Origin of the sequence: Streptomyces sp. GESEQ-4 (assembly GCF_017948455.1) — a bacterium.
Taxonomy (GTDB): domain Bacteria; phylum Actinomycetota; class Actinomycetes; order Streptomycetales; family Streptomycetaceae; genus Streptomyces.
On the sequence record NZ_JAFFSU010000006.1, the window covers coordinates 353,749 to 379,902 of the forward strand.

General features: G+C 69.8%; 23 protein-coding genes and 2 tRNA genes. 4 read left to right on the forward strand and 21 right to left on the reverse strand.

Going from position 1 to position 26,154, the window contains the following annotated elements:
- Positions 1-51: 51 nt before the first annotated feature.
- Together KCH48_RS15435 and KCH48_RS15440 are read left to right on the forward strand one after the other, a co-directional pair.
- Positions 52-1,317 (forward strand): cytochrome b/b6 domain-containing protein, encoded by a 1,266-nt coding sequence (locus KCH48_RS15435; RefSeq protein ID WP_374104683.1) that lies wholly within the window; start codon positions 52-54, stop codon positions 1,315-1,317.
- The gene (locus tag KCH48_RS15440) at positions 1,314-2,927 is read left to right on the forward strand and encodes an NADH-quinone oxidoreductase subunit NuoF family protein (protein ID WP_210574528.1); all 1,614 of its coding nucleotides are present in this window, start codon (positions 1,314-1,316) and stop codon (positions 2,925-2,927) included. The genes KCH48_RS15435 and KCH48_RS15440 overlap by 4 nt, the downstream gene beginning before the upstream one ends.
- A gap of 69 nt (positions 2,928-2,996) precedes the next feature.
- Here KCH48_RS15440 and KCH48_RS15445 read toward each other — a convergent pair.
- From KCH48_RS15445 to KCH48_RS15490, 10 genes are all read right to left on the reverse strand, one after another.
- Positions 2,997-3,069: transfer RNA gene (locus KCH48_RS15445), tRNA-Ala, on the reverse strand.
- 91 nt (positions 3,070-3,160) lie between these two features.
- Entirely contained in the window at positions 3,161-3,394 is a 234-nt protein-coding gene (locus KCH48_RS15450; RefSeq protein ID WP_003976229.1) for a hypothetical protein, read from the reverse strand.
- 3 nt (positions 3,395-3,397) lie between these two features.
- Complete coding sequence (locus KCH48_RS15455; RefSeq protein ID WP_210574530.1) at positions 3,398-3,571, reverse strand: hypothetical protein; 174 nt, start codon at positions 3,569-3,571, stop codon at positions 3,398-3,400.
- A gap of 244 nt (positions 3,572-3,815) precedes the next feature.
- Positions 3,816-3,888: transfer RNA gene (locus KCH48_RS15460), tRNA-Ala, on the reverse strand.
- 96 nt (positions 3,889-3,984) lie between these two features.
- Positions 3,985-4,647 (reverse strand): histidine phosphatase family protein, encoded by a 663-nt coding sequence (locus tag KCH48_RS15465; protein WP_210574532.1) that lies wholly within the window; start codon positions 4,645-4,647, stop codon positions 3,985-3,987.
- Entirely contained in the window at positions 4,644-5,087 is a 444-nt protein-coding gene (gene rsfS / locus KCH48_RS15470; RefSeq protein WP_210574534.1) for a ribosome silencing factor, read from the reverse strand. Before rsfS ends, KCH48_RS15465 begins: the two co-directional genes overlap by 4 nt.
- A gap of 135 nt (positions 5,088-5,222) precedes the next feature.
- Positions 5,223-7,046 carry an LCP family protein gene (locus tag KCH48_RS15475; protein WP_210574535.1) on the reverse strand — a complete coding sequence of 608 codons (1,824 nt, stop codon included), beginning with the start codon at positions 7,044-7,046 and terminating at the stop codon, positions 5,223-5,225.
- A gap of 16 nt (positions 7,047-7,062) precedes the next feature.
- Complete coding sequence (gene nadD, locus KCH48_RS15480) at positions 7,063-7,689, reverse strand: nicotinate-nucleotide adenylyltransferase (protein ID WP_210574537.1); 627 nt, start codon at positions 7,687-7,689, stop codon at positions 7,063-7,065.
- A 46-nt stretch (positions 7,690-7,735) separates the two neighbouring features.
- Positions 7,736-7,900, reverse strand: a complete 165-nt coding sequence (locus tag KCH48_RS15485) for a hypothetical protein (protein WP_210574538.1) — start codon at positions 7,898-7,900, stop codon at positions 7,736-7,738.
- A gap of 130 nt (positions 7,901-8,030) precedes the next feature.
- A complete protein-coding gene (locus tag KCH48_RS15490) occupies positions 8,031-8,192 on the reverse strand; it encodes a hypothetical protein (protein ID WP_210574540.1) in 162 nt (53 codons plus the stop codon).
- Between the two features lie 111 nt (positions 8,193-8,303).
- Between KCH48_RS15490 and KCH48_RS15495 the strand changes: the two genes are divergently transcribed.
- Positions 8,304-9,437 carry a M48 family metallopeptidase gene (locus KCH48_RS15495; protein ID WP_374104681.1) on the forward strand — a complete coding sequence of 378 codons (1,134 nt, stop codon included), beginning with the start codon at positions 8,304-8,306 and terminating at the stop codon, positions 9,435-9,437.
- Positions 9,438-9,455: 18 nt separating this feature from the next.
- Here KCH48_RS15495 and KCH48_RS15500 read toward each other — a convergent pair whose 3' ends face one another.
- The 5 genes from KCH48_RS15500 to proB form a co-directional block, all read right to left on the reverse strand.
- The gene (locus KCH48_RS15500; protein WP_210574542.1) at positions 9,456-10,529 is read right to left on the reverse strand and encodes a hypothetical protein; all 1,074 of its coding nucleotides are present in this window, start codon (positions 10,527-10,529) and stop codon (positions 9,456-9,458) included.
- 112 nt (positions 10,530-10,641) lie between these two features.
- Entirely contained in the window at positions 10,642-11,190 is a 549-nt protein-coding gene (locus KCH48_RS15505; RefSeq protein WP_210574544.1) for a hypothetical protein, read from the reverse strand.
- Between the two features lie 108 nt (positions 11,191-11,298).
- Positions 11,299-12,585: a glutamate-5-semialdehyde dehydrogenase gene (locus tag KCH48_RS15510; RefSeq protein WP_210574546.1), complete on the reverse strand. Its 1,287-nt coding sequence runs from the start codon at positions 12,583-12,585 to the stop codon at positions 11,299-11,301.
- Between the two features lie 94 nt (positions 12,586-12,679).
- Positions 12,680-13,132: a hypothetical protein gene (locus tag KCH48_RS15515; protein WP_210574588.1), complete on the reverse strand. Its 453-nt coding sequence runs from the start codon at positions 13,130-13,132 to the stop codon at positions 12,680-12,682.
- Between the two features lie 105 nt (positions 13,133-13,237).
- Positions 13,238-14,344, reverse strand: coding sequence for a glutamate 5-kinase (proB, locus tag KCH48_RS15520; protein WP_210574547.1), 1,107 nt, complete (start codon positions 14,342-14,344; stop codon positions 13,238-13,240).
- Between the two features lie 203 nt (positions 14,345-14,547).
- Here proB and KCH48_RS15525 point away from each other — a divergent pair, with 203 nt between their 5' ends.
- Positions 14,548-15,966: a polysaccharide pyruvyl transferase family protein gene (locus KCH48_RS15525; RefSeq protein WP_374104682.1), complete on the forward strand. Its 1,419-nt coding sequence runs from the start codon at positions 14,548-14,550 to the stop codon at positions 15,964-15,966.
- 111 nt (positions 15,967-16,077) lie between these two features.
- Here the strand turns inward: KCH48_RS15525 and KCH48_RS15530 are convergent, their stop codons facing one another.
- The 6 genes from KCH48_RS15530 to obgE all read right to left on the reverse strand — a co-directional run.
- On the reverse strand, positions 16,078-17,286 hold the full coding sequence (locus KCH48_RS15530) for a glycosyltransferase family 2 protein (protein WP_210574548.1): 1,209 nt from the start codon (positions 17,284-17,286) through the stop codon (positions 16,078-16,080).
- Positions 17,287-17,484: 198 nt separating this feature from the next.
- Positions 17,485-19,518 (reverse strand): hypothetical protein, encoded by a 2,034-nt coding sequence (locus KCH48_RS15535; RefSeq protein WP_307840890.1) that lies wholly within the window; start codon positions 19,516-19,518, stop codon positions 17,485-17,487.
- Between the two features lie 122 nt (positions 19,519-19,640).
- Positions 19,641-21,137 (reverse strand): bifunctional cytidylyltransferase/SDR family oxidoreductase, encoded by a 1,497-nt coding sequence (locus KCH48_RS15540; protein ID WP_210574549.1) that lies wholly within the window; start codon positions 21,135-21,137, stop codon positions 19,641-19,643.
- A gap of 257 nt (positions 21,138-21,394) precedes the next feature.
- Positions 21,395-22,945: an alkaline phosphatase gene (locus tag KCH48_RS15545; RefSeq protein ID WP_210574550.1), complete on the reverse strand. Its 1,551-nt coding sequence runs from the start codon at positions 22,943-22,945 to the stop codon at positions 21,395-21,397.
- Between the two features lie 272 nt (positions 22,946-23,217).
- Positions 23,218-24,696, reverse strand: a complete 1,479-nt coding sequence (locus KCH48_RS15550) for an FG-GAP-like repeat-containing protein (protein ID WP_210574551.1) — start codon at positions 24,694-24,696, stop codon at positions 23,218-23,220.
- Positions 24,697-24,840: 144 nt separating this feature from the next.
- The coding region (gene obgE, locus KCH48_RS15555; protein ID WP_210574553.1) for a GTPase ObgE at positions 24,841-26,154 on the reverse strand (1,314 nt) is incomplete at its 5' end.

Sequence of the window (26,154 nt, forward strand, 5' to 3'; positions counted from 1 at the left end):
CCTCGTCGTACCAACAGCTCGATGCCCCAGACAGGCCGGTCGGCCTACGGGGTGGCATCGGCTGTCTTTCTGCTGGCCATACCCCTCGTAGTGGTGTACGGAGGCTTCTGGCTCCAGGAATTCCTCAACTTCGGGGCGGGTGTCTTGACGCTCGTCCTGCTCACCTGCTCCGTGATCTGGGGCCTCGTCGCCCAGGACCGGATGATCCTCAACACCAGGCAGCGGATCATCGCGCAGGGCATCCACCGGGTGACCGCCGTGGGCTCGATCGCGTTCCTGCTGCTGCACATCGGAGTCAAGCTGGCGCTCGACCACGTCGGCTGGTTCGCCGTGTTCATCCCCTTCGTGCTGGTGTTCTCCGGCGACGACGAAGTCCTGGGCGGCGGCGTCCTCATCGGGCTCGGCACGCTGGCCGGTCAGCTCATGATCTTCGTGGGGATCACCGGCGCGCTGCGCAACCAGTTCGCGGGCGCGGGCCCGGTCGCCGCCCGCTGGCGGGCGATGCACATGCTGGCCTATCCGGCCTGGTGCGCCGCGCTGGTGCACGGCCTGTACGCGGGACGCGCGGTGCAGAGCCCGATCTTCACGGTCATGTACGGGCTCTGCGTGCTCGGCGTCATGGCGGCCCTCGCTCTGCGCGCGGCCCCGCGCCCCGTCAAGCGCCAGATCATGGACAAGGCCGCCGCGCTCATCGGCACCGAGGAGAAGCCGGGCCGCGAGAACCTGGAGGAGAGCCGCGCCCGGGTCGCGGGCGGCGCCAGCCTGCCCGGCTACGAGCGGGCCGACGCGACGGGCCCCCAGCCGCGTATCACAGCCGGCATGGCACCCCCCACGGCGCCGCTGTACGAGCAGCCCGCCCCGGAGCCCACGAACGGCTTCGCGGCCGCCTACCGCGCCGTCACGCCCCCGCACCCTCAGCCCCAGCAGTCGTTCGCGGCCGACCAGACCGCCCGCATGGACCTGCCGCTGGACATGCAGGCCACGGAGGCGATCCCGCGCGTGGACGGCGGCGGCAGCACCTCGGGCAGCTGGCCGATCCCGATGCCGCCGCCCGTCGGCGAGGCGCCCCCGTCGGCGTACGACCCGCTCACCGACACGGGATACAACATCCCGGCCTACACCAATCCGGACATCGGCAGGTACGGCCAGAGTGATGTGTACGACACCGGTGAGACGAACACCCTCTACGACACGTACTCCCCCGATGACACGTACAACAGCGGTCCCGCCAATGAACCAACGCCCGGCGATTCGTACGACTTCGACTCACCGGGCCCGGGCGAACCTTGGAACACGCCTTCCGGAGGCTATAGGTGAACGAGGCCCTGCCCGACGTACCCGAAGTCCGCGTGGTCGGCCTTCCGCAGCTCACGTCTGGCTTCGACCTTGTCGAAAGACTTGATCTGCCCATGCACCTGAAGGTGCACGGGCCGCTCGAACCCATGGGCGGCGAGCAACTGGCCAAGCTCGCGGAGAACATCAGCCTCAAGGGCCGCGGCGGCGCGGGCTTCCCCTTCCACAAGAAGCTGCGCTCGGTCGCCGAGGCGGCGATCAAGCGCGGTGTGCGCCCGGTCGTCGTCGTCAACGGAAGCGAGGACGAACCGGCCTGCCGCAAGGACACGGTGCTCATCAACCGTGCCCCGCATCTGATCCTGGACGGCGCCTTGTTGTGCGCCGAGGCCCTGGGTGCCCGCACGCTCGTGGTGGGGGTCACCCGGGAGTCCACCCAGCGCTCCATGGAAGCCGCGCTCGCCGAACGCGGCCTGAGCAACGGCCGCAGGTCGGCGCTCCGCGCGCGCGTGCAGCGCAATCCCGTACGGATGGTCACCGGAGCGGCAGCGTCGCTGATCCGGTCCATCGACGGCGGCCCGGCGATCCCGCCCGGCCGCAAGGTCAGCGCCTCCCAGAACGGCGTCGGCGGCGCACCCACCCTGCTGTCCAACGCCGAGACGTTCGCCCAACTCGCCATCGCCGCCCGTATCGGCCCGGAGCGCTACGGCAACACCGGCCTGTACGACGAACCCGGCACGGTCATGCTCACGGTCTCCGGCGCGGTGGCCCGCCCCATGGTGATCGAGGTCCCCACCGGAGTGCCGCTGCGTTACGTCCTACAGCTCGCCGGCGCCCCGCCGGTCCCGCAGGGCGTGCTGACCGGCGGCTACCACGGCAAGTGGATCGACGCCGCGACGGTCAACGAGGCCATCGTCTCCCGCAACTCGCTGGACGCGGTGGGCGGTTCGCTCGGCGCCGGCGCGATTCTGCCGATCAGCCAGGACACCTGCCCGTTGGGCGAGTCGCTGCGCGTGGCCCAGTGGCTGGCCGAGGAGAGCGCGGGACAGTGCGGTCCCTGCTACCTCGGTCTGCCGGCCGCGGCGCGCGGCATGGAGGACATCCTCAACGGCGGCGGTCCGGCCGCCCTGGAGGCCCTCAAGCAGGTCGCCAAGAACGTGAAGCGGCGCGGCGCGTGCTCCCACCCCGACGGCTCCGCGATGTTCCTCGAGTCGACCGTCAAGGCCTTCACCGACGACCTCGCCGCGCACGTCCTCGGAAACGGCTGCGGGAGGCCCGTGGAGGGCGTTCTGCCGCTCTTCGAGGGCGGCAGGACCCCGACGGGCCTGCCGGGCGGCGGCGAATCCGAGGAGAACGGCCCCAGCCGCCAGAAGATCTACGTCGACTGGACGCTCTGCCGCGGCCACGGCCTGTGCGCGGACATCCTCCCGGAGGTCTTCGAACTGGGCGCTGACGGCTTCCCGACCGTCGCGCAGGCACAGGTGCCGCGCTACGCGGAGGCCAAGGCGGTGCGTGCGGTGCGCCGTTGCCCCGCCCTCGCCCTGCGCATCGAGGAAGAGACCCAGCGCGACAAGGCGCCGGCCCGCAACCTCCCGGTCTTGTCCCAGGGCCGCGGACGCCGCGCACTGGGCCGCTGAGCAGGGAAACGCGACGGGAGATACGACGAGGGCGGGCCATCCGATCGGATGGCCCGCCCTCATTCTCTGTGGAGCTAAGGAGAATTGAACTCCTGACCTCCTGCATGCCATGCAGGCGCTCTACCAACTGAGCTATAGCCCCGCGTTGCCTTCGTGCCGGTTTCCCCCGGCGGCGACGCCAACATTACACGGTCCACCGGGGGCAACACCAAATCGTTTCCGTCGGCTCGGAGTCAAGCCGTGACGAACGAGTAGAACCGCTTGAGAGTGCAGTGCTCCTCCAGGAGCCGACCGTAGATCGGCTCGCCCTCCAGCTCACGGTACGTCTCGATGGGGTCGCCTTTTATGATCAGCGCCCGCGCGCATTCCTCGCACCAGTACTGGTAGTCGGGATTGACCGGCTCCATGTCTCGGACGATCGGCGTCCCGCTGCCGCACCAGTCGCACTTTCGCCTGTGTGCACCCATCGATCAGCTCCAGCTGTGGCCGCAGGCCGTGCACACGTAGGAAATTCCGCCGTTGTCGCCGAGGACCTGAGCGACATGGAGGGAACCGCAGGAAGGGCAGCTCAGTCGGGTCACCGTGTCCCGTGTCATCGCTGCGTCGAGGTGGTCACCGACCGCCTCACGGATGCTCGCAGGCATCACTGGCTCCCTCCCGTCGGGCCGCGCCCCCTTCCGGCCGTTTGATTCTGCCACGGCCGGACCGATACGGTCAGCGACGCCTCAGTACCAGTCCGGACACGGCACTCGCCGCGACCGTCCCGGCCAGCGCGAACCTGCACGCCGGCGGCGTCTCCGTAGAGGTATACGCCTCCGGGGCCCAACTCACTCAAACCGGTGCGAACAAAAAGATCCCGTCCCCGAGGGGGACGGGATCTTCGTCCTGTGGAGCTAAGGAGAATTGAACTCCTGACCTCCTGCATGCCATGCAGGCGCTCTACCAACTGAGCTATAGCCCCTGGTGTTGCCCCAGCTCTCGGCGGGGCGAACAAGAAGAACTTTAGCCTGCGAGCTGCCGGAAAGTGAAATCCGGGTCACGAGCCCTGGAGCAGGGCTCAGTCGTCGTCGCCGAGCACCGGCTCCGGCAGCGTCCCGGCGTTGTGCTCGAGCAGCCGCCAGCCGCGGGCGCCCTCGCCGAGGACGGACCAGCAGCAGTTGGACAGGCCGCCGAGGCTCTCCCAGTGGTGGGCCTCCAGGCCGAGGAGACGGCCTATGGTCGTGCGGATCGTGCCGCCGTGGCTGACCACCACGAGCGTGCCGTCGTCGGGCAGTTTCTCGGCGTGCCGGAGCACGACGGGGGCGGCGCGGTCGGCGACCTCCGTCTCCAGTTCGCCGCCGCCGCGGCGGACCGGCTCACCGCGCTTCCACGCGGCGTACTCCTCGCCGTGCCGGGCGATGATCTCCTCGTGCGTCAGCCCCTGCCAGACGCCCGCGTAGGTCTCGCGCAGCCCCTCCTCGTGGGTCACCTCCAGGCCGGTGAGCACGGAGAGCTCGGCGGCCGTGAGGGCGGCCCGCTTCAGGTCCGAGGCGACGATCGCGGCGGGCTCCAGGGAGGCCAGCAGCCGGGCGGCGCGTCGGGCCTGGGCGAGGCCTGCCTCGGTCAGGTCGACGTCGGTGGTGCCCTGGAAGCGGCGCTCCACGTTCCACGCGGTCTGGCCGTGCCGCCACAGGATGACGCGGCGGCCCCGGCCCGGCCTCGAGTCGGCGGGGGCGCTCACCGCAGCCCTCCGAACTCTGCGGCGTCCTCCTCGGCCTGCAGCTTGGCGTGCTCGGCGGCCTTGCCCCGGGTGGCCTTGGCGTCGGCGGGCAGCTCGAGCTCGGGGCAGTCCTTCCAGAGCCGCTCCAGGGCGTAGAAGACCCGCTCCTCGCTGTGCTGGACGTGGACGACGATGTCGACGTAGTCGAGCAGCACCCAGCGGGCCTCGCGGTCGCCCTCCCTGCGCACCGGCTTGGCGCCGAGCTCCTTCTGGAGGCGCTCCTCGATCTCGTCGACGATCGACTTGACCTGGCGGTCGTTGGGCGCGGAGGCCAGCAGGAAGGCGTCCGTGATCGACAGCACATCGCTGACGTCGTAGGCGATGATGTCGTGGGCGAGCTTGTCTGCGGCCGCCTGCGCGGCGGTGTTGATGAGCTCGGTGGAGCGGTCAGTCGCGGTCACTACGTGGCTTTCGGTCGGCGGTCACTTGACATCAAGGGTCTCACGACCCGCCGACGGCACCCCACGTGATTAAACGGATCACTCCCGATCGCCTCCTGAGCGCTCCTGATCACTCCTGTTCGCTCGCTGCGGCGCTCACGACGAGGACGGCTCGTAGTCCTGGCCCAGCACCACCGACACGTCCGCGTTCGAGGACCCCTTGCCCTTGGTGACGGCGCTGGTGGGCAGGCCCAGGGTCTTGGCGACCTCGGTGGCGTTCTCCTTGTCGGCGGCATCGGTGTAGGTGACCTTGGACGCCGCCTGGGCGCCGGACGCCGTACCGCCCTCCAGGAAGGTGAAGCCGCCGTTGAGGAGCACCACGCGGGCCTTCTCGGTGTTGTCCTTGGTGCCGCTGGCGTTCTGGACGGAGACGCGGACGGCCGCGTCCTTGTCGGGGCTCTTCGCGGTGCCGCCGAGGACGTCCTTGACCACGCTGTCGCTCGCCTGCGCGCTGAGCGTGCCGTCGGTCTGGACGGGCAGCAGCGCCGTCTTGTAGTCGCCGCCCTTGGCGAGGTCGGCGAGCTTGGCGAGGAAGGTGCCCAGGTCCTTGTCGGTCAGCGACGGGTCGAGGATCTGCGCCAGCGTCTGCACGGTGGTGGTGGCCGCCGTCGCGTCGGAGGACAGCTTGCGCAGCACGGCCTGCATGACCTGCCCGAACCGCTCCAGCTGAGCGTTCTGGGCCTCGCCGGAGGCGCGGTAGGTGGCGTAGGCGACGGCCATCTTGCCGCTGAGGGTCTGGTCCTCGCCCTTGCTCACCAGGGGCGCGGCGCCCTTCTTCTTGGCGTCGGGGTCGGGCACGTCGGTGTTGGTGGTGACGTCGACGTTGCCGACCAGGTCAACCAGGTTCTGCAGATACGGGGTGTCCAGCCGCCAGGTGCCCTGGATCCGGGTGCCGAGGACGGTGTCGAGGGCCTCGCGCGTTCCGGAGGAGCCGTCGTCCTCGACGGACTTGGCGAGGGTGGTCGTGGTGCCGTCGTCGCCGGTCATGGCGAGGGAGTTGGGCAACAGCACCGTGGTGCCCTGCTTGGTCGTCGCGTTGTCGACGAGCAGCGCCGTGGCGGTGCCGCCCTGCTTGGTGTCGTGCAGATGGACGACGATCACGTCCCGCTTCTGGGCGCCCACGGCCGTCGCCTCGCCCGTCTTCGAGTCGTCGGAGGAGGACAGGCCGGGCAGCTTGCCCGCGTACCAGAGGTAGCCGACCCCGCCGACCGCGACCAGGGCGAGTACGACCACCAGGGCGACGACCCGGCTACGGGCGCGGCGCCGGGCCTCCTCGCGGCGCTCGGTGCGGTTCTCCGTGAACGCCAGCCAGTCGATGACGTCCTCGGGGTCGCCCTCGGGATCCTCGACGAAGGCGAACTGCTCGGTGTGGTAGTCCCGTTCGTGGTCGTCCCGTTCGGGCTGCGCGGAGGCGGCGGCCTCGTGCTCGGCCGGACCGGCCTGCTGCGGGATGTAGGCGGTCTGCTCGGCGGTGCGCTGCTCGACGCGCGGCTGCCGGCCGCCGGCCGCGGCCTGGCCGTAGGGGTCGTACGGCGTGGCGGTCGGGGTGCCCCCTCGGCCGCGGTTGCCGAAGGCGTCGAAGGAGGAGGCGGTGGGCGCCTGCTGACCGGTGTCGTAGGGGTCGTACGGCGAAACCGGTTGCTGGGAACCGGTGTCATAGGGAGGAACCGGTTGCTGCGCGCCCGTGTCGTACGGGTCGTAGGAGGGCGCCGGCGGCTGCTGGCCCGTGCTGTACGGGTCGTAGCCGTAGCCCTGCTGGCCGCCGTGCTGTTGCTGTGCGTACGGGTCGTACGACTGCTGCTGCGGGAGCTGCTGAGCCGGGACCTGCCGGTACATCGGCCGGCCGTACTCGTCGTAGCCGACGATTTCGTACTGGTCGCCGTGGTCGCCGGGGTACCCCGCGTCGTATCGGTCGTTCACCGGTGCCCCTCTCGGCTCACTCGCCGCGGTACAGCTCGCGCTTGTCGATGTAGCGCACGACTCCGTCCGGCACCATGTACCAGATGGGGTCTCCCTTGGCGACTCTCGCACGGCAATCGGTGGACGAGATGGCCAGTGCGGGAACCTCCACAAGCGACACACCGCCCTCGGGGAGACCGGCGTCCGTCAGATGGTGGCCGGGGCGGGTGACCCCGATGAAGTGCGCGAGGGAGAACAGTTCCTCGGTGTCCCGCCAGGTCAGGAGCTGGGCGAGGGCGTCGGCGCCCGTGATGAAGAACAGGTCCGTGTCGGGGTTGAGCGCGCGCAGGTCGCGCAGGGTGTCGACGGTGTACGTCGGCCCGCCGCGGTCGATGTCGATACGGCTCACCGAGAACTGCGGGTTCTCGGCGGTCGCGATGACCGTCATCAGATAGCGGTCCTCGGCCGGGGAGACCTTGCGGTGGCTCTTCTGCCAGGGCTGGCCGGTGGGGACGAACACCACTTCGTCCAGGTGGAACTGCGCGGCGACCTCGCTGGCCGCCACGAGGTGACCGTGGTGGATCGGGTCAAACGTCCCGCCCATGACGCCGAGGCGGCGCTTGCCCGCGCTCGTCGGGCCGGTAGGCATGTCCTGCTCTCCCATGCGTGCAGACCCTACCGGCCCGTCCTGAGGACTCCGGCCTCAGGCTTCAGCGGTCGCGGTTGAAGCGGGTGGTGATCCACAGCAGAAGCAGCAGGATGAAGAGCGCGCCGCCGCCGGTCAGATAGGCGCTGAGGCTCTCGTGGCTGCCGCCATGCTCCTCGCCCTCGGCGGCGAGGGTGACCAACTGGGCTGCGGTGCTGGGGAAGCTCATCTTCGGCAGTACCTATCCGGTGTGGGCGGGATAAAGATGTCGGCCCATGGTAAGCGGGCGGCCCGGCAGCCCTCACGCCGACTCCGCCGTCGGTACACGGCGGCCGGGACGGAGGAACTTCCCGGCCGTTTCAGTCGTCCTTTTGTTTGTACCCCCGCAGCAGGAACCACGCGGTCAGGACACAGCCCAGCACCATCACGATCAGTACGACCCGGAGCAGGTTCCCCGCCCCTTGCTGTTCGGCGGCGTTCGCGGCTCCGGCGAGCCAGGCGGACGCGGGGCTGTGCTCCATGACGGACTCCTTCGCTGTACTGCCCGTCCACGGTATATCCGCCTAGGCTGGGCTCTGCTTCGGGGGCGCAAAGGGCCGCACAAGGGTCCGCAAAGGGCCACACACACGCACATGGGGGAAGACATGTCCGACGGCCACGAGCACAACGGGCACGAGAACGTGCCGAGCAGGCAGCGCAGGCGCTTCCCTGGAATCTCCTCGCGTGCGTACGAGCATCCGGCCGACCGCTCCGCCCTGGTGGCGCTGCGCAAGCTGAGCGGCTTCGACACGGTCTTCAAGGCGCTCAGCGGTCTGCTGCCCGAGCGCAGCCTCAGGCTGCTGTTCCTGTCCGACTCGGTGCGCGTCTCGGACCAGCAGTTCGCCCACCTCAACGACATGCTGCGGGACGCCTGTTACATCCTGGACCTGGAGAAGGTCCCGCCGATGTACGTCAACCAGGACCCGCAGCCGAACGCGATGTGCATCGGCCTGGACGAGCCGATCATCGTCGTCACCACCGGCCTCGTCGAGCTGCTCGACGAGGAGGAGATGCGCGCGGTCGTCGGGCACGAGGTGGGCCACGCCCTGTCCGGCCACGCCGTGTACCGGACCATCCTGCTGTTCCTGACCAACCTCGCGCTCAGGGTCGCCTGGATCCCGCTGGGCAACCTGGCGATCATGGCGATCGTGACCGCGCTGCGCGAGTGGTTCCGCAAGTCGGAGCTGTCCGCGGACCGCGCGGGCCTCCTCGTCGGCCAGGACCTCACGGCCTCGATGCGCGGCCTGATGAAGCTGGCCGGCGGCAACCACCTGCACGAGATGAACGTGGACGCGTTCCTGAAGCAGGCCGAGGAGTACGAGGCGGGCGGCGACCTGCGCGACTCCGTGCTGAAGATCCTTAACGTGCTGCCGCGCTCCCACCCCTTCACCACCATCCGGGCGGCCGAGCTGAAGAAGTGGTCCGAGTCCCGCGACTACCAGCGGATCATGGACGGCCACTACCCGCGGCGCAGCGAGGACAAGGACACCTCGGTCTCGGACTCGTTCCGGGACTCGGCGTCGCACTACGCCACGCACGTCAAGACGTCCAAGGACCCGCTGATGAAGCTGGTGAGCGATCTCGCCGGCGGGGCGGGGGACCTGGGCGGCCGGGTGCGCCGTGGCTTCAGCGGCTTCGCCGGCCCGGCGGGCGGCTCGGCCGAGTCCACACCGAAGGACCAGCCGCCGCGCGACGACAGCACGGGTCCGGACGACGACAATCGCTGACCTGACCGAGGGTCCGGTTCACACCTTCGGCTGCGCGCTCTGCGCCAGCGTCCCGCACAGCGCCGTCGCGCTGCCCGTGGCGTAGGGGTCCGTGCCGGCCGGTCCGCCGCCCTTGGCGGTCTGGCCGGCCAGCAGCGGGCGCAGCTGGTTGGTGGAGTCGCCGGCGCAGGAGACCGGCCCGGCCTGGACGTAGGAGACGGCCAGCTGGGCCTGCTGGAGGCGCAGGTCGTCGCGGTCGAAGCGGAAGTGCAGCTCACGGCGGACGGTGAACAGGGACGCCTCGGCCTTCTCGCCGGCGCCGGTGGGTCGTAGCGCGTACACGAAGGTGTGGTCCGAGGTGACCTCGAGCGTGGACGCGTCGGCCTCGGCCGCGTGCAGGCTGCCCTGGACGCGGATCTTGTCGTCGGCCAGCTCGGTCCTGTTCGGGTCGAAGCGAACCAGCCATCCGGTCGGCGCATGCCTGCCGTCGGCGGTCGGCTGCCGGAAACTCTGGTCGAACTGGTCGAGTTGGTCCGGGGCGACCAGGACCCGCACGGGCCGGACCTGTCCGCCGGTGAGCACGTCCGGGTAGAGGGAAGAGCGGACGAGGTAGTCCTTGGCGGTGTTCAGGGCGCTCACGACCTGGCTGTCCGAGAAGTGCTCGGTGCGCCGGGTGGCGGGCAGTGGTATCCCCTCGGCGCCGACGCGGAACTGCGCGGCGGGGCTGTGCGCGAACAGTTCCTCGGGGTCCGCGGAGCCGGGCACCTTGCCCTGCGGGGCGAGCGGGATGACGGTCATCCGCAGGGGCTCGACGGGCTGCCGGGCCTGCGGGGTCTGGTAGGGGTGCCGTACACCCATGTAGATCGCGGTGCCGAAGGCGACCGCGATCAGCAGGACCAGGATCAGCGCCTGCCGGGACAGGCCGCTCCGCCGCACCGGCGGCCGGCGCCGTACGGCGGGCGCGTGGTCGGCGATGCGCTCCTGTGCGGAGAACTCCTGAAGACGGGCAGCCCGGACGAACGATTCGTCGAAGACGACGGATCGGTATTCGTCCTCGCCACCTCCGGGGCCGCCCTCGGGTGTCCCCTCGTGTGGGTCTGAAGGCCCTCCCATATCTTCAGAGTAGGTCTCCGGGAGGCCAGGTAAACGCCCTGGTATACGACAAGTTCTGACAGGTTCTCACCAGGATGGCCCCAGGGTGATCAGGGCCTGTCGGGGGCGGATGTCAGGGCGTGCGCGGGGTCGCGGGGACCGGTGGCCGGGAGTAGCTGGCGGAAGCGGAGGGTGCCGCCGCACTGCCCTGTTCGAGGCCGGTGGAGGCGGGTGGCGGGACCCTGTCCCGGTTGCCCGAGGACGCGCCCCGGTAGACCGCCGTGAAAGCCAGCGCGACCATGCCGATGCCCATCAGGATGGCGAGCATCCAGGCGACGGGGCGGTGCCAGCGGACCTGCTTGCCGTAGGTCCCCGGAGCGCCGTAGCGGCCGTTGAGGGTGTCGGGGTCGTCCAGGTCGTCGAAGTCCGGATCATGGCCGAAACCGCCGCGATCGTCAGGGCCGTAGCCGTCCTCGTGGCGTTCGCCTCTGCGGTGGGCCCGGCGGGCCTCGGCAGCGGCCAGGAGGCGTTCGACGGCGGTCGGCTCGTGCACCACGGCCGACCGTACGAAGGCCTCGTCGAAGACCACGGAGGCGAACTCTTCGTCCGACACCCCGCGGTCGTGGTCGTCGTCGGGCTCCCAGCCGTCAGGGAACGGCGTGCCCCCCACGTCCTCCGGCACGGATCCAGAGTAGACCGGAGGGATCAATTTGGGCAGACGGTATGGAAATTCATCCGCCCTGTGAGACGGCTCGCTCCGCGGGTGGTGCCGTGAACCTACGGGGCGCTCTCAGCGCCGTACGTGGCCATCTCCCGTGACGATGTACTTCGTGCTGGTCAGTTCCGGTAGGCCCATCGGGCCGCGGGCGTGGAGCTTCTGGGTGGAGATGCCGATCTCCGCGCCGAAGCCGAACTGGCCGCCGTCGGTGAAGCGGGTGGAGGCGTTCACCGCGACCGTGGTGGAGTCGACCAGCTGGGTGAAGCGGCGGGCGGCCTGCTGCGAGGTCGTGACGATCGCCTCGGTGTGGCCGGAGGTCCACAGCCGGATGTGCTCGACGGCCTTGTCGAGCGAGTCGACGACCGCCGCGGCGATGTCGTACGACAGGTACTCGGTCTCCCAGTCCTCCGGCGTGGCCTCGACGACCGTCGCCTTGGAGTCCTTCGCGTACGCCAGCACCCGCTCGTCGGCGTGCACGGTGACCCCGGCCTCCGCGAGGGCGTCCAGGGCGCGCGGCAGGAACTGAGGCGCGATGTCCTGGTGGACCAGGAGCGTCTCGGCGGCGTTGCAGACGCTGACGCGGTGCGCCTTGGAGTTGATCAGGATGTCGATGGCCATGTCGAGGTCGGCGTGCGCGTCGACGTAGACGTGGCAGTTGCCGGTGCCGGTCTCGATGACCGGGACGACGGACTCCTGGACGACGGTCTGGATCAGCGAGGCGCCGCCGCGCGGGATCAGTACGTCGACCAGCCCGCGCGCCCGCATCAGCTCGCGGACGCTCTCGCGGCTCTCGCCGGGCACGAGCTGGACGGCGTCGGCGGGCAGCCCGGCGCCGCCCACGGCGTCGCGCAGCACCCGCACCAGGGCGGTGTTCGACTCGTAGGCGGAGGCGGAACCCCGCAGCAGCACGGCGTTCCCGGACTTCAGGCAGAGGGCGGCGGCGTCCACGGTGACGTTCGGGCGGGCCTCGTAGATGATCCCGACGACGCCCAGCGGGACGCGGACCTGGCGCAGGTCGATGCCGTTCGGCAGGGTCGAGCCGCGGACGACCTCGCCGACCGGGTCGGGCAGGGCCACGACGTCCCGCACGTCGGAGGCGATCGCCCGGATCCGCTCCGGCGTCAGCGTCAGCCGGTCGACGATGGCCTCGCTGGTGCCGGCCTCACGGGCCTTGACGATGTCCTTGGCATTGGCCTCGACGATTTCGCTCGTACGGACCTCCAGCGCGTCCGCGATGGCGAGCAGCGCGTCGTCCTTCTCGGCCCGCGGCAGCGGCGCGAGGTCGGCTGCGGCGGCCTTGGCGCGGTAGGCGGCCCGGGTGACCGGGGACATCGAGTCGTACGGCGAAAGCGTGGTCATGAGGGAAGCGTAGTGCGCGGAACGGGTCGGTCCGGCCGCCATCCCAAACCCCGAGACAAGCCGCCCGGACTCGGTAAAACGATCACTCGGCCGCTCAATACGGGTGGACGCCTACCGGCGACGCAGGCGGCGGTCCGTACCCCTCCGCGAGCCGCTGGTGGTAGGTCTCGCGGTCGATGACCTCCAGGCCGACGATCTCCCAGGGCGGCAGCCCCGCGGACTGGCGGTGTTCGCCCCACAGGCGCAGGGCGACGGCGGCGGCGTCGTGCAGGTCGCGGGCCTCTTCCCAGTAGCGGATCTCGGCGTGGTCGACCGCGTAGCGGCTGGTCAGCAGAAAGGGGTGGTCATGGGCGAGCTGCTCGAGGCAGCGCCGTACCTCCTTCAGCGGGGTCTCGGCGCCGGAGACGCTCAAGGTGACATGCCACAGGCGGGGCGCGTCCTTCGGCTCCTCGTACCGGTCGCCGGCCGCGACGCTGGTCAGGGCGCGCTCCTCGCCGCCCGCGCGGGAGGGAACACCGTCGCGGGACGCGGCCGCCCCAGGGCGCACTCGTCTCACGACGGCCTCCTTACGATGGTCGTGCGGATTGGTCCCTAAGACAAAGTTGAGCAGGCCGCAAGCCGCTGCGGGGCTGTTTTGCGCAACGGTCACCTTTTACGGGTGCAGGATCACGAGGTCGTCCCGGTGTACGACTTCACGTTCGTACGCCGGGCCCAGTTCACGGGCGAGTTCCCGGGTCGAGCGGCCGAGCAGCTGCGGGATCTCCTTGGCGTCGAAACTGACGAGCCCGCGGGCCACCGCACGCCCCTCGGTGTCGCGCAACTCGACCGGGTCGCCCGCGCTGAACTCGCCCTCGACGGCAGCGATCCCGGCCGGCAGCAGCGACGTGCGGCGCTCGACGACCGCCCGCACCGCCCCGTCGTCCAGGGTCAGCGAGCCCTGCGGGGTGGACGCGTGCTGCAGCCACAGCAGCCGGTCGGCGGAGCGCTTGCCGGTGGGGTGGAAGTACGTGCCGGTGTCACCGCCGGACAGCGCCTCGGTGGCATGGATGGCGCTGGTCAGCACGACGGAGATGCCGGCCGCGGCGGCGATCCGGGCGGCCTCGACCTTGGTGACCATGCCACCGGTGCCGACGCCGGCCTTGCCCGCGCTGCCGATCTCCACGTGCGCGAGGTCCGAAGGGTCACGCACCTCCGCTATCCGCGCGGTACCCGGCTTGCTCGGGTCGCCGTCGTACACGCCGTCGATGTCGGAGAGCAGCACCAGCAGGTCGGCCCGTACGAGATGGGCGACGAGGGCGGCGAGGCGGTCGTTGTCGCCGAAGCGGATCTCGTCCGTGGCGACGGTGTCGTTCTCGTTGACGACCGGGAGGGCGCCCATCGCGAGGAGCTTGTCGAGGGTGCGCTGCGCGTTGCGGTGATGCGCGCGGCGGCTCATGTCGTCGCTGGTCAGCAGCACCTGGCCGACGCGGACGCCGTAGCGGGCGAAGGAGGCGGTGTAGCGGGCGACGAGCAGGCCCTGGCCGACGCTGGCGGCGGCCTGCTGCCGGGCCAGGTCCTTGGGGCGGCGGCGCAGGCCCAGCGGGGCGAGTCCGGCCGCGATGGCACCGGAGGAGACGAGGACGATCTCCTTCTCTCCCCCGCTGCGGCTCTTGGCGAGGACGTCCACGAGTGCGTCGACGCGGTCGGCGTCCAGGCCGCCGGACGCGGTGGTCAGCGACGAGGATCCCACCTTGACGACGATCCTGTGGGCCTCGCTCACGGCCTGCCTTGCCCCTGCCACTTCGCTTCCGTCCCCTCGCACTCGGCTGTCCGCAATCTACGCGAAGGGGGCCAGGGACCGCGCATCGATATCAGTCCCTGGACGTGCGTCCGGTAACCGTGTCCTCACAGGTCGCGCACGGTAAAAAGGTTGTACCGGTTGCTTCTAGTAATCAAACGCTATGCAAATTTAACGTGAACGCCGTGCCACCTAAAGATCACCACGGCGCCCGCGTGCAGCGCATTCTGCTCCGTTCCGGGAAGAGCCCGTACGACGTCGTCCCCATCGAGGAAGCCCTTCACCGGGACGTGTTCGCCACCAACTCCGGCAACCTGATCTTCAGCGACGCCGCGCACAAGATCCTCGAGACTCCGGATACGGAGGTCGTCTCCAACGGCATCCGTACGGACGTCTCCGCGGCGGCCCGGATCAACGAGGAGTACGACGCCTTCGTCGTGCCGCTGGCCAACGCCTTCCGGCCGTCGTTCGAGCAGCAGCTGAAGCGGCTGACGCGGCTCATCGGCCGGCTCCGGATCCCGGTCGTCGTGCTGGGTGTCGGCGCGCAGACCGGGCTGACCTACGACCCGGCGCGGCTCAAGCCCATCGAGCCGACCGTGCGTGAGTTCGTCTCGGCGGTGCTGGACCGCAGCGCCTCGATCGGGGTACGGGGCGAGTTCACGGAGACGTACCTCAAGGACATGGGGTTCAGGGACGTCGAGGTGATCGGCTGCCCGTCGCTTTTCCTGTACGGCAAGGAACTCGCCGTGTCCAAGCGGCAGCCGGAGCTGTCCGCCGCTTCCCGGATCGCCGTCAACGGCTCACACAGCGCCGTACGGTCGCAGGGCCTGGACCGGATCATCCGCCACACCCACGAGCGCTACCCGCACCTCCGGTTCATCGGCCAGAACCTCAGCGACGCACGGCAGTTGCACTGGCGGGACCTGTCCGACCCCAACGGCCGGATCACCGCCATGCCGACGCACCCGGACCATCCGATGTACCGGGAGGACAAGGTCCGCGTCTACGTCGACCCGATCACGTGGATCGACGATCTGCGGCCGTTCGACTTCTCCTTCGGCTCCCGTATCCACGGCAACATCGCGGCGTTGCTGGCCGGGACGCCCGCGACCGTGCTGTGCGGCGACTCGCGCACGCTGGAGCTGTGCCGCTACTTCGGCGTCCCGCACCGCAGGATCGACCAGCTGCCCGAGGACCCCGGAGCGTTGGATCCCGCGCGGCTGTACGAGGAGGCCGACTTCGCCGAGCTGACGGGCGGCCACCAGGAGCGGTTCGAGCGGTTCACGGGGTTCCTGGACCGCAACGGGCTGCGGAACACGTTCACGCATGGTGACGGCGGTGCGGCCTTCGACGCGCGTATGCGGTCTCTGGCCTTCCCGGCGGGGATCCGTCCCTGGAACGACGCGGACATCGCTTCGCTCACGTCCCGGTTCGGGTGGCTGCACAGCCGTATCGCCGAACTGGCGGTGGACAACGCGAAGTTGAAGCGGGAACTGAAGCGCGCGGCGAACCCGGCGGTGGCGTCGGCGCCGACCTCGGTCTATCGCAAGGCCCGGCGGGTGGTGGGGCGGCCGATCCGCCGGGCACTTCAGTCAGGACGTTAGCGCTCCGCTGGGAGTCTGGTTCTTCGTCCGCGGGTCCGTTGTGGCTGGTCGCGCCCACGCGGCGGAGCCGCATATCGATACAGCCCCGCGCCCCTTTGGGGCGCTGGGAGTTCAGGCCGCTGTTCGCATCCCCGATGCGGGCAGCACTCGGCGTACCCGGCGGATCACCTTGCGCGCGAACATGTCTGCGCCGCCCTCGCGGTAGCCGGGGACTGCGCGGGCCTCGCGGGGTTCGGCGAGGTAGACGGTGTCGGGTATGGCGGCCGTGCGGTCGCGGAAGAGGGGGTAGGCGAGGTAGACGCGGCGGCCCTTCTTCTCCAGCAGGGGGGCGGCCTGCTTCTTCGCGCGGAGGAACTCCAGGACCTCGACTAGGAGTTCGGACCGTTGCCCGGCCACCAGGTGCAGCCGCAGCCGCTCCTCGACCTTGAGGCGGCGGGCCACCTCTTCGGTCCAGTAGGCCTCCATCAGCGGCTTGGCCAGCTCCAGCTTGTGGCGCCGCACCTCCTCGCTGTCCTTGAGGTACTGGGGGCCGAACTGCGGCAGCAGCGTGACCGTGAAGGGCCGGACCATGAGCGTATCGCGGCGCGGGCCCGCCGGGACGAGGTCGGTGATCAGGCGCATCAGGGCGCGGGCGGAGTCGAAGCGCAGGGTGTAACCGCCGCTCTTCGTCACATGCTTGCCGTCGTCGCGGCCGACCAGGTAGTAGCAGACGTAGTCAGCGACCACCGAGACGCCGTCGGCCCGCAGATACGCCTCCATCGTGAACAGCGCGTCCTCGCCGGTCCACAGGGACTCGTCGAACCACATTCCGTGCCGGTCCAGCAGCGCGCGGCGGAACAGCTTCTGGGCGCTGAGCGTGAACTTGATGTTGGAGGAGTAGACGTCGGTGCGCTCCAGCGTCTTGCCCCACATCGACCTGGGCGCCTTGCGGTTGATGCCCTCGACCTTGCCGAGGACGACGTCCGTGCCGTTGCGGTCGGCCATCGCGACCATCCGCTCCAGGGCCTCGGCGCCCAGCCGGTCGTCGGCGTCGAGGAAGAAGACGTACCGCCCGGCCGCCTTGCCCAGGCCGACGTTGCGCGGGCCGCTGGGGCCGCCCGAGTTCTCCTGCCGGATCACGGTCACGTGCATCGGCGCGCGGGCCGCGAACTCCTCCAGGTACTCCCCCGTGCCGTCCGTCGAACCGTCGTCGACCGCGATGACCTCGATGCGCTCCGGGTCGATGGTCTGTGCCTCGACGGATGCCAGGCACTCGACCAGATACGGCATCGCTTCGTACGCCCCGATGATCACGGTCACATCAGGCTGCGCCACGGTCACATTTTCCCCCTCGCTAACGGGACATTCCCCCCGTATCTCTTTATTCGCAACCTTGTAGACGGGCGAGTGGGTGAACCGGTTGCTTCCAGACCGTGAATTAGTGACCTACGTCATACGAATTCCAGGTGATTCCAGATGACGAAAAAGGCCCCCGAGGAATTCGCTCCTCGGGGGCCCCGTCGGGCTTGTGACGGTCGGTCAGCCCGTCAGCTCCGCCTCCGTCGCCGCGGTCCGCGCCTCCTGGCCGAGGTTGCGGGTCTGGGCCTTCAACGCCAGGTTCGCCACGGCGGTGTTGAACTGCTCGATGGACTTTGGCTCGTCCGGGCCGAGCAGATACCGCTTCAGCTCCTTGCGGTCCGCGGCCAGCGGATCGGCGGCCGGATCGCGGACGGCGGCCAGCAGCCCGCCCAGCTCGGCGGCGCTGTTGCTGAGGATGACGGCGGCGCGCACGGCGGTGTTCTGCCGCTTGAACTCCTCCTCGCCCAGTTCGGCGGAGTCGGTGACCGCGTACGGCTTGCCGCTGGCGATGAAGTCCGAGACCACGCTGGAGATGTCGGAGACCATCGCGTCGGAGACGTTGAAGCAGTCGTACAGGCGCGGTTCGGCGCCCTCGATGACGCGGTGCTCATGGGCGGGGAAGGAGCGCCAGTAGGCGTCGTTCCACTCGGCGCGCAGCCGGGCGAGCTCCTCGTACTGCGCCACGTCGACCACGCCGTCCCGGGTGGCCTCGGCCTCGTCGCGCTTCTCCGCGCCGATGCCGGACAGCTCCGCGATACGGGCCTCGATACGGACCAGCTCGGCCTTGGCGGCGTCCTGCGCGGCCTCGTCGACCGGGCCCCGGGCCTCGGCGGCGGCCTTCTCGACCAGCGCGGTGATGCGCTGGTGGGCGGCCTTGGCGGCGGCGCTGCGGGTGCCGGTGAAGGGATGCGGCTTGTACAGGACGCGGACCGGCGGGTCGGCGGTGATGAGGGTGCGGACGATGTTCTCGCCGGCGAGCAGGAGGGAGGTGTTGCCGGGGTTGTCGTCCCAGCCCTCCCAGGTGGGAGCGTAGAGAACGGTCGGGATACGTCCCTCCGGCACGCCCTGCCACGTCTCGATCGGCGCCAGCTGCGGGCGGCCGACCTCCACGATGTCCTCGTCGCGGACCCCGACGTCGGCGATGGCGTAACGGTCGCGGCCCGCGCGCCCGGCGGTCCACACCTCGTCGTACACCTTGCTGAACGGGTTGACGCTGGCCAGCTTGTCGCTGTCGCCGTGGCCGATGAAGACGTGCTTCATGGTCGGGACACGCAGCATGTGGACGTTCTTGCCGACGTTCGCCGCGTACAGCGTGACGCGCACCGTGGAGAGGTCCATGTTCATCAGGTGCACCCCTCCGGGCACGCAGATGACGGGGACCGTGGTGGGCGCCATCCGTTCCAGGACGGCGCGCTCACGCAGGATGATCAGCGGCCTGGAGTCCAGCTGCTCCATGGTCTCCAGCCACATGTTGACCTGGTACGCGGAGTCCTTGGACCCGGAGAAGTACAGCGCCGTCTGAGGCCGGTACTCGCCCAGCCAGCCGTCCACGGCGGCCAGCACCTTCTCCGCGTTCGGCGGGATCTTCGAGCCGCGGACGTACGGCACCAGCGCGAGGACGTACAGGCAGCCCAGGAACAGCGTCACGCCGATGCCGATAAAGCCCGCCGCGGCCGACTTCATGCCCGCGGAGACGATCACGCCGGTGACGGCCGCGAGGTCGAGGTGGAGCATCTTCTCGGCGGAGCGGTGCAGCAGCGGGCGCGGCGGGGCGTCCGGGATGCGGATGCGGGAGGCCAGGTCGACATTGCGGGTGGCGACCGGCATCCGGCGGCGGTTGCGGATGAGGGTGACCAGCGCGCCGTGCGGGGCCTGGAGGCCGTAGAAGGCGATGAAGCCGGCTATCGCGCCGTAGAAGATCAGGTCGTCCGCGAGGGAGAGGCGGGCCAGCAGCAGGACCAGCAGGAGCTGCCTGATCAGGAAGCGGATCGACAGACCCGCGCGCACCTTGCTCAGGCGGTTGATCAGATAGCTGCCCTTGTGGTGCAGATAGTGGTCCGCCAGATACGTCACGGCGGCCGCGGCCGCGAAGGCGGGAACGCTCGGGACGAGCGCGGCCAGCATGAGCGCCGGGAAGCCCAGCATCATGAGGGCCGCTGCGGCCAGCTCGGCCGCGCTGCCCACCCGGGCGACGCGAATAGCGGTGGAAATCACGGAGAAACCTGCTCCTGGAGGGGGAATGCCGGTTTTGTTCTGTACGGCTTCAGGCCTCTGTGAACACCCCGTAAAGGGATACCCACAAAGGCCTGAATTGAAGATCTATTTGGCGGTAATTATTACACGCCGTCCTGGCGGTCGAGGACCGAGGCCAGGGCCGCGTCGAAGCCGGAGGCCTTCGCCGCACCCGCCGTCGGGTCCTGCTGGCGGACGTCGATGACATGGCCGGTCAGCTCGGACAGCAGCACGTCGAGCGAGGTGCGGGCGACGGCCTCGGAGGAGAGCAGGCTGCCCGCGGGCTCCTGGCCGAAGGCCTTGGTGCGCATCGGGGTGGCGGTGCGCTCCGGGTTGATGCAGTTGACGCGGATGCCGTCGCCGGCCCACTCGTCGGACAGGGCCTGGGTGAGGTTCACCATGGCGGCCTTGGTGGAGGAGTAGAGGCTGTACTCGGCACGGCCGCGGGTGTAGCTGCTGGAGGTGTAGAGCAGCAGCTGGCCCTTGGTCTCCGCGAGGTACTTGTACGAGGAGCGCGCGATCTGCACCGGGGCCAGGTAGTTGACCTTCAGCGCTTCCTCGATGGTGGCGTTGTCGGTCTCGGCGAGCTTGCCGATGCGCAGCACGCCCGCCGTGTTGACGACGTAGTCGATGCGCCCGGTCTCGGCGTACGCCTTGGACAGCGCGTCGTCGACCTCCTCCGGGTTCTCCACGTGCGTGCCGGTGGTGGAGCGGCCGAGCGCGTAGACGTGGGCGCCGTACGCCTGCGCGAGTTCGCAGATGTCCTTGCCGATGCCGTACGAGCCGCCGAAGACGACGACCGTCTTGCCGCCGAGCAGCTCGCGGTAGGCCTCCTCGCCGAACTGCTCGGGCGTGGCGGTGGAGGCCAGCTGGAACAGCTTGTCGGCGATGAACACGTCGACGGGCTGGGTGACCTTCATGTTGTACTCGTCGCCCGCGACGACATGGATCGGCACGTCCGGCAGATAGCGGAGTACGACGGTGCAGTCGTCCGTGGCCTGGAAGTTGGGGTCACCGGCCGCGACCTCGTAGGCCCGCTTGATCGTGGACAGCTTGAACGCCTGGGGCGTCTGGCCGCGGCGCAGCCGGGAGCGGTCCGGGATCTCGGTGATGAACTCGCCGTCCTCGCCGTGCGTGCGGGTCACGATGATGGTGTCGGCGGACGGGATGGCGACGTCGACGGCCTGGTAGCGCTCCAGCGCGGTCACGCAGTCGTCGATCACGCGCTGCGACAGCAGGGGGCGTACGGCGTCGTGGAACAGGACGTTGCGGTCCTCGCCCTCGGCCAGGCCCTCGCTGAGCGCCTCGATGGCGCGCTCGGTGGTCTCGTTCCGCGTCGCGCCGCCTTCGATGATCCGGGAGACCTTCTGGAACCCGGCCTTGGCGACGATCTTCTCCACGTCCGGCACATAGCCCGGCGCCATCAGGACGATGATGTCGTCGATCGAGTCGGCCTTCTCGAAAGTGGTCAGGGTGTGCTCGATGACTGCCTTGCCGGCGATCTTCAGCAGCTGCTTGGGGATCGAGAGACCCACACGCTGGCCGGTGCCACCGGCCAGGATCACTGCGGTGGTACGGGGCTTGGCAATGTGCTGTGACACAGGTGACCTACCTTGGGGCGACTGGGGACCTGGAAATGGTCCCACTTGTGGTTACCGCAGTGCAAGGTGAGCGCCCTCCACTGCATATGTGCGCGCAACCTGGTATTCACCTTGCACGCCTGGTCATGGGCGAGAACGTTCCATGACCAGGCGTGCAATTGCTGTGAGTAACTCCACAGGTGATCGGCGTCGCGGAGCGTGACGAATTAAGAAGAGCCTGGAACTCTGCTGAGTCCCAGGCTCTCCCCTCGAAACGTTTACACCACGTGCACGCCCGGCTTCCCGGACTCCACCCACAGCTTGGCGAGCGTGCTCGCGGCCGCCGTCGGCTGCCGCACCGTGTCCACGACCCGCACCCGCGCGTCGATCCCGTCGCGGCGGAGGTCGAAGAGGTGGTAGCCGCGGTGGGCGTCGAGCAGCTTCCAGTGCGGGTTGTCCGGCATCCGCGGGTCCCACTCCTTGCGGAAGGCCGCCTGGTCCTGGTCGCCGTTGCTGGAGATGGACGTGCCCACGAACTCGGCGCCGACGACGTCGGAGCCCGGGTCCGCGTAGTCCTTCTTCAGGTCGCTGATCATCGTCAGATGACGGTCACCGGTGAGCACGACCGGGTTGCGGACCTCGGCGAACTCCGCCATCAGCGCGTTGCGTTCGACCTGGTAGCCGTCCCAGGCGTCGTAGAACCACTGCTTGCCCTCGCCGATCAGCAGATCCGTCTCGGCGACCATGATCTGCGAGGCGACCAGGTTCCAGCGGGCGGGCGAGCCGTGCAGCCCGTCCAGCAGCCACTGCTTCTGCTCGGCGCCGAGCATGGTGAGCGACGGGTTCTTGGCGGCTTCCTGGCTGGTCACCTGGTCGCTGCGGTACTGCCGGGTGTCCAGCACATTGAGCCGGGCGAGACGGCCGAACTCCAGGCGGCGGTACATCTTGATGTGGGGTCCGCTGGGGATCGCGCTCGCCCGGACCGGCATGTGCTCGTAGAACGCCTGGTAGCCCGCGGTCAGCCGGGCCACGAACGAGTCGTGGGTCTGCTTGTCCGGGTCCTGCGGGATCTCGCCGGCGAAGTCGTTGTCGATCTCGTGATCGTCGAAGGAGACCACGAAGGGCGCGTTCGCGTGCATCGCCGCGAGATCGGGGTCGGTGCGGTACTGCGCGTACCGGTTGCGGTACTGGGTGAGGCTGTACGGCTCACCGGTCCCCTCGTGCTTGCGCAGCGCGGTCGCCGACGGCGTCGACTCGTAGATGTAGTCGCCGACGAACACCACGACGTCCGGGTCCTGCGCGAGCATGTCGGCGTACGGCGTGAAGTAGCCGTGCTGCCAGTTCTGGCAGGAGGCGAGCGCGACGCGCAGTTGTCCGCCGGAGCTGAGGCGGGAGGGCGCGGTGCGGGTGCGGCCGACCGGCGAGAGCTGGCCGGAGGTGCGGAAGCGGTACCAGTACGTACGGCCCGGGCGCAGTCCCCGTACATCGACGTGAACGCTGTGCCCGTACTCGGGCCGCGCCTGGGCGAGTCCCCGGCGCACTCCCTTGCGGAACCGCTCGTCCTCGGCGATCTGCCACTCCACCGACACGGTGCGCGCGGGCATGCCGCCGCCGTTCAGCGGGTCGGGGGCGAGCCGGGTCCACAGCACGATGCCGTCGGGCAGCGGGTCACCGGAGGCGACACCGAGGCTGAACACCCCGTCGGGAAGCGGGGTTTCGGCCGCTCGGGCGGCCGCGGGCAGCCACAGCTGGGCGGAGGCGGCGGCGCCCAGGACGGCGGCTCCCGCGGTCAGAAAGCGACGTCGGTCGGGGGATACGGCGGGGGTCATACGCGAACTCCCTTGCCTCGCTGGCCTCTTGGACACTGCAAGGCTCACGCTTCCGGGCGGACCACCCGTTGAACAGAGGGGTGCGCGTGCATGACAAATAGGGAGACAAGAGGAGACCCGTTGCGGCATGGATGGAGAAACGACGGAAGTGATCGCGCCGTAACGCCCTGATGGGCCGTCAGACGGTCAGGACAGCGCCCCGAAAGGGGCGCGGGGAACTGCGCGACCAGCCCCTCACACACCCGCAGACGAACGACGGCCCCCGCGGAGCACTACCGCGCGAACTCACCACCGAGGTTCGCGTCCGCCGGCTCAGCGCCCAGCGTCCCCGCACCGAAGCTGAGGGAGCCGTTCGTGGTCGGACCCATGGCGGTGGAGCGGAACGCCCAGACCGCACCGTCGCCCTGGTTCTCGCTCGCGGCCCCGGCGTACAGGTCGGCCCTGCCGTCGCGGTCGGCGTCGACCAGCGAGGTGTTGGCGCCGAAGTAGTCGTTCTGCTCCGCCGTACCGGGCACGTTCGCGGTGTTCTGGCTGAAGGACTTCGCGCCGCTCCCGGTGAGCCCGGCCGCGCTGCCGCGCAACACGTTCACCTGGCCCGCCGCGACAACGTTGCCGAGATCCTCGCCCGCCGAGCCCGCGGCGACATCCGCGTAACCGTCGCCGTCGACGTCGGCCACCGCGATGTCCGAGCCGAACAGGTCGCTGTACTCGGCGGCGCCGGGCACGCCCGGGGTGTCCTGCGTGATGGTCGTCGTACGGGAGGTGTCGGGGCCGGCGGCCGAGCCGTACACCACGCCGATCTGACCGCCGATCAGCTGCGGGTCCACGTCCGGGACCTCGCCGAACCCGTCCTTGGTCCGCCCGATGACGACATCGCCGTACCCGTCCTTGTCCACATCGCCGACGCCCACGCTCTCGCCGCCGCGCATCACGGTCCCGTCGGGGTTCTTCAGGGTGGCCGGGGCGGACAGGCCGTCCGGGGTGCCGCGCAGGTGGACGGCGCGGCGGTTGAAGGCGTCCGGGTCGTGCGTGTCGCTGTCGCTGGGGTCGTGGAGGAGCGCGACGAGGTCCGTGACGCCGTCGTGGTCCACGTCGCCGGCCGCTATGTCGTCCGTGACGTAGGAGGCGTCGAGTTGGAGGGCGGTGGTGCCGGCCGCACCGGTCGTACGGCTGAAGGGTCCGGCCAGGACGCGGTCGGGCGTGGCGAGGTCGAGGTGGCCGTCGCCGTCGAAGTCGCCCACGGCGGTCCGGACGTCGAGGTCGTCGGTCTGTTCGCCGGTCGCGATCCCGGTCCCGCCGGACAGCCCCTGCGATCCGCCCCACAGCACAGCGAGCGTGCCCGGGTCGCGGATCTCCCCGACGTCCTCGCCGGAGGAGCCGACCACGAGGTCCGCGTACCCGTCGCCGTCGAGGTCGCCGGTGGAGAGGCTGTCGCCGTAGGAGTCGTCGGCCTCGGCGACACCAGGTACACCGGGGCTGTTCTGGCTGACGACCTGCCGGTGCGCGAGGTCGAGTCCCTCGGCCGAGCCGTACACCACGGCGACGTACCCGGCACGCGCCTTCCCGTCGACCTTCGCGCTGGGCGCGGCGACGGCGAGGTCCTGATATCCGTCCCCGTCGAAGTCGCTGCGCAGCTTCACCGCGGTGGGCTGCGCCTCGGCCGCCGTCGCGGTCACCGGCGCGATGACGGCACCGGCGACGGCGATGGCGGCGGCAAGTCCGATACGACGGAGTGACGTGCGCTTACTCATGTGGCTCCTGGAGTCGGGAGGTAGAACTTTCACTTTCTACGACCCACCCACGAGCCACGGAGTTGCCTCACGGCAGCCCCAACTTTCCCCGCCGTTAACCCAATTCACCGCCCGGCGGCCCTCACAAGGCCCCTTCGGCCGCGCCTAGAACGGATTGAAGTCGTCGAACTCCTGCTCCGACTCGTCCCGCTCCGCCTGCCGGTCCCGGCGCCGCTGCGCCGCGGGCCTCGGCTCCTCGAGGCGATGGTCCTCGCCCCGCCGGCCCAGCATCTCCGCACCGGCCATCACCGTCGGCTCCCAGTCGAAGACGACCGCGTTCTCCTCGGGACCGATGGCGACACCGTCTCCGGTCCGGGCACCCGCCTTCATCAACTGGTCTTCCACACCGAGGCGGTTGAGCCGGTCGGCGAGATAGCCCACCGCCTCGTCGTTGTTGAAGTCGGTCTGGCGCACCCAGCGTTCGGGCTTCTCGCCCCGGACCCGGAACAGCCCGTCTTCCTCCCGCGTGACGGTGAAGCCCGCGTCGTCCACGGCCTTGGGCCGGATGACGATCCGCGTCGCCTCCTCCTTCGGCTTGGCGGCCCGCGCCTGCCCCACCAACTCCGCAAGCGCGAACGACAGTTCCTTCAGCCCGATGTGCGCCACCGCGGACACCTCGAAGACCCGGTAACCACGAGCCTCCAGATCCGGCCGCACCATCTCGGCGAGGTCCTTGCCGTCCGGTACGTCGACCTTGTTCAGGACGACCATCCGGGGCCGGTTGTCCAGCCCGCCGTACTCCCGCAGCTCGGCCTCGATGACATCGAGGTCGGACACCGGATCCCGCTCGGACTCCAGGGTGGCCGTGTCGAGGACGTGCACGAGCACGCTGCACCGCTCCACGTGGCGCAGGAACTCCAGACCGAGCCCCTTGCCCTGGCTGGCACCTGGAATGAGGCCCGGCACGTCGGCGATCGTGTAGACGGTGGACCCGGCGGTCACGACACCCAGGTTCGGGACGAGAGTCGTGAACGGATAGTCGGCGATCTTGGGCTTGGCGGCGCTCAGCACGGAGATGAGGGACGACTTGCCGGCGCTCGGGTATCCGACCAGCGCCACGTCGGCGACCGTCTTCAGCTCCAGGACGATGTCCTGCAGATCCCCCGGCTCACCGAGCAGCGCGAAGCCGGGCGCCTTGCGGCGGGCGGAGGCGAGAGCGGCGTTGCCGAGCCCGCCCCGGCCGCCCTGCGCGGCGATGTACGACGTGCCGTGCCCGACCAGGTCGGCGAGCACATTGCCCGCCTTGTCGAGGACGACGGTGCCGTCCGGCACGGGAAGGATCAGGTCCTGCCCGTCCTTGCCGGAGCGGTTGCCGCCCTCGCCGGGCTTGCCGTTGGTGGCCTTGCGGTGCGGGGAGTGGTGGTAGTCGAGCAGCGTGGTGACGGACTGGTCGACGGTGAGGATGACGTCGCCACCGCG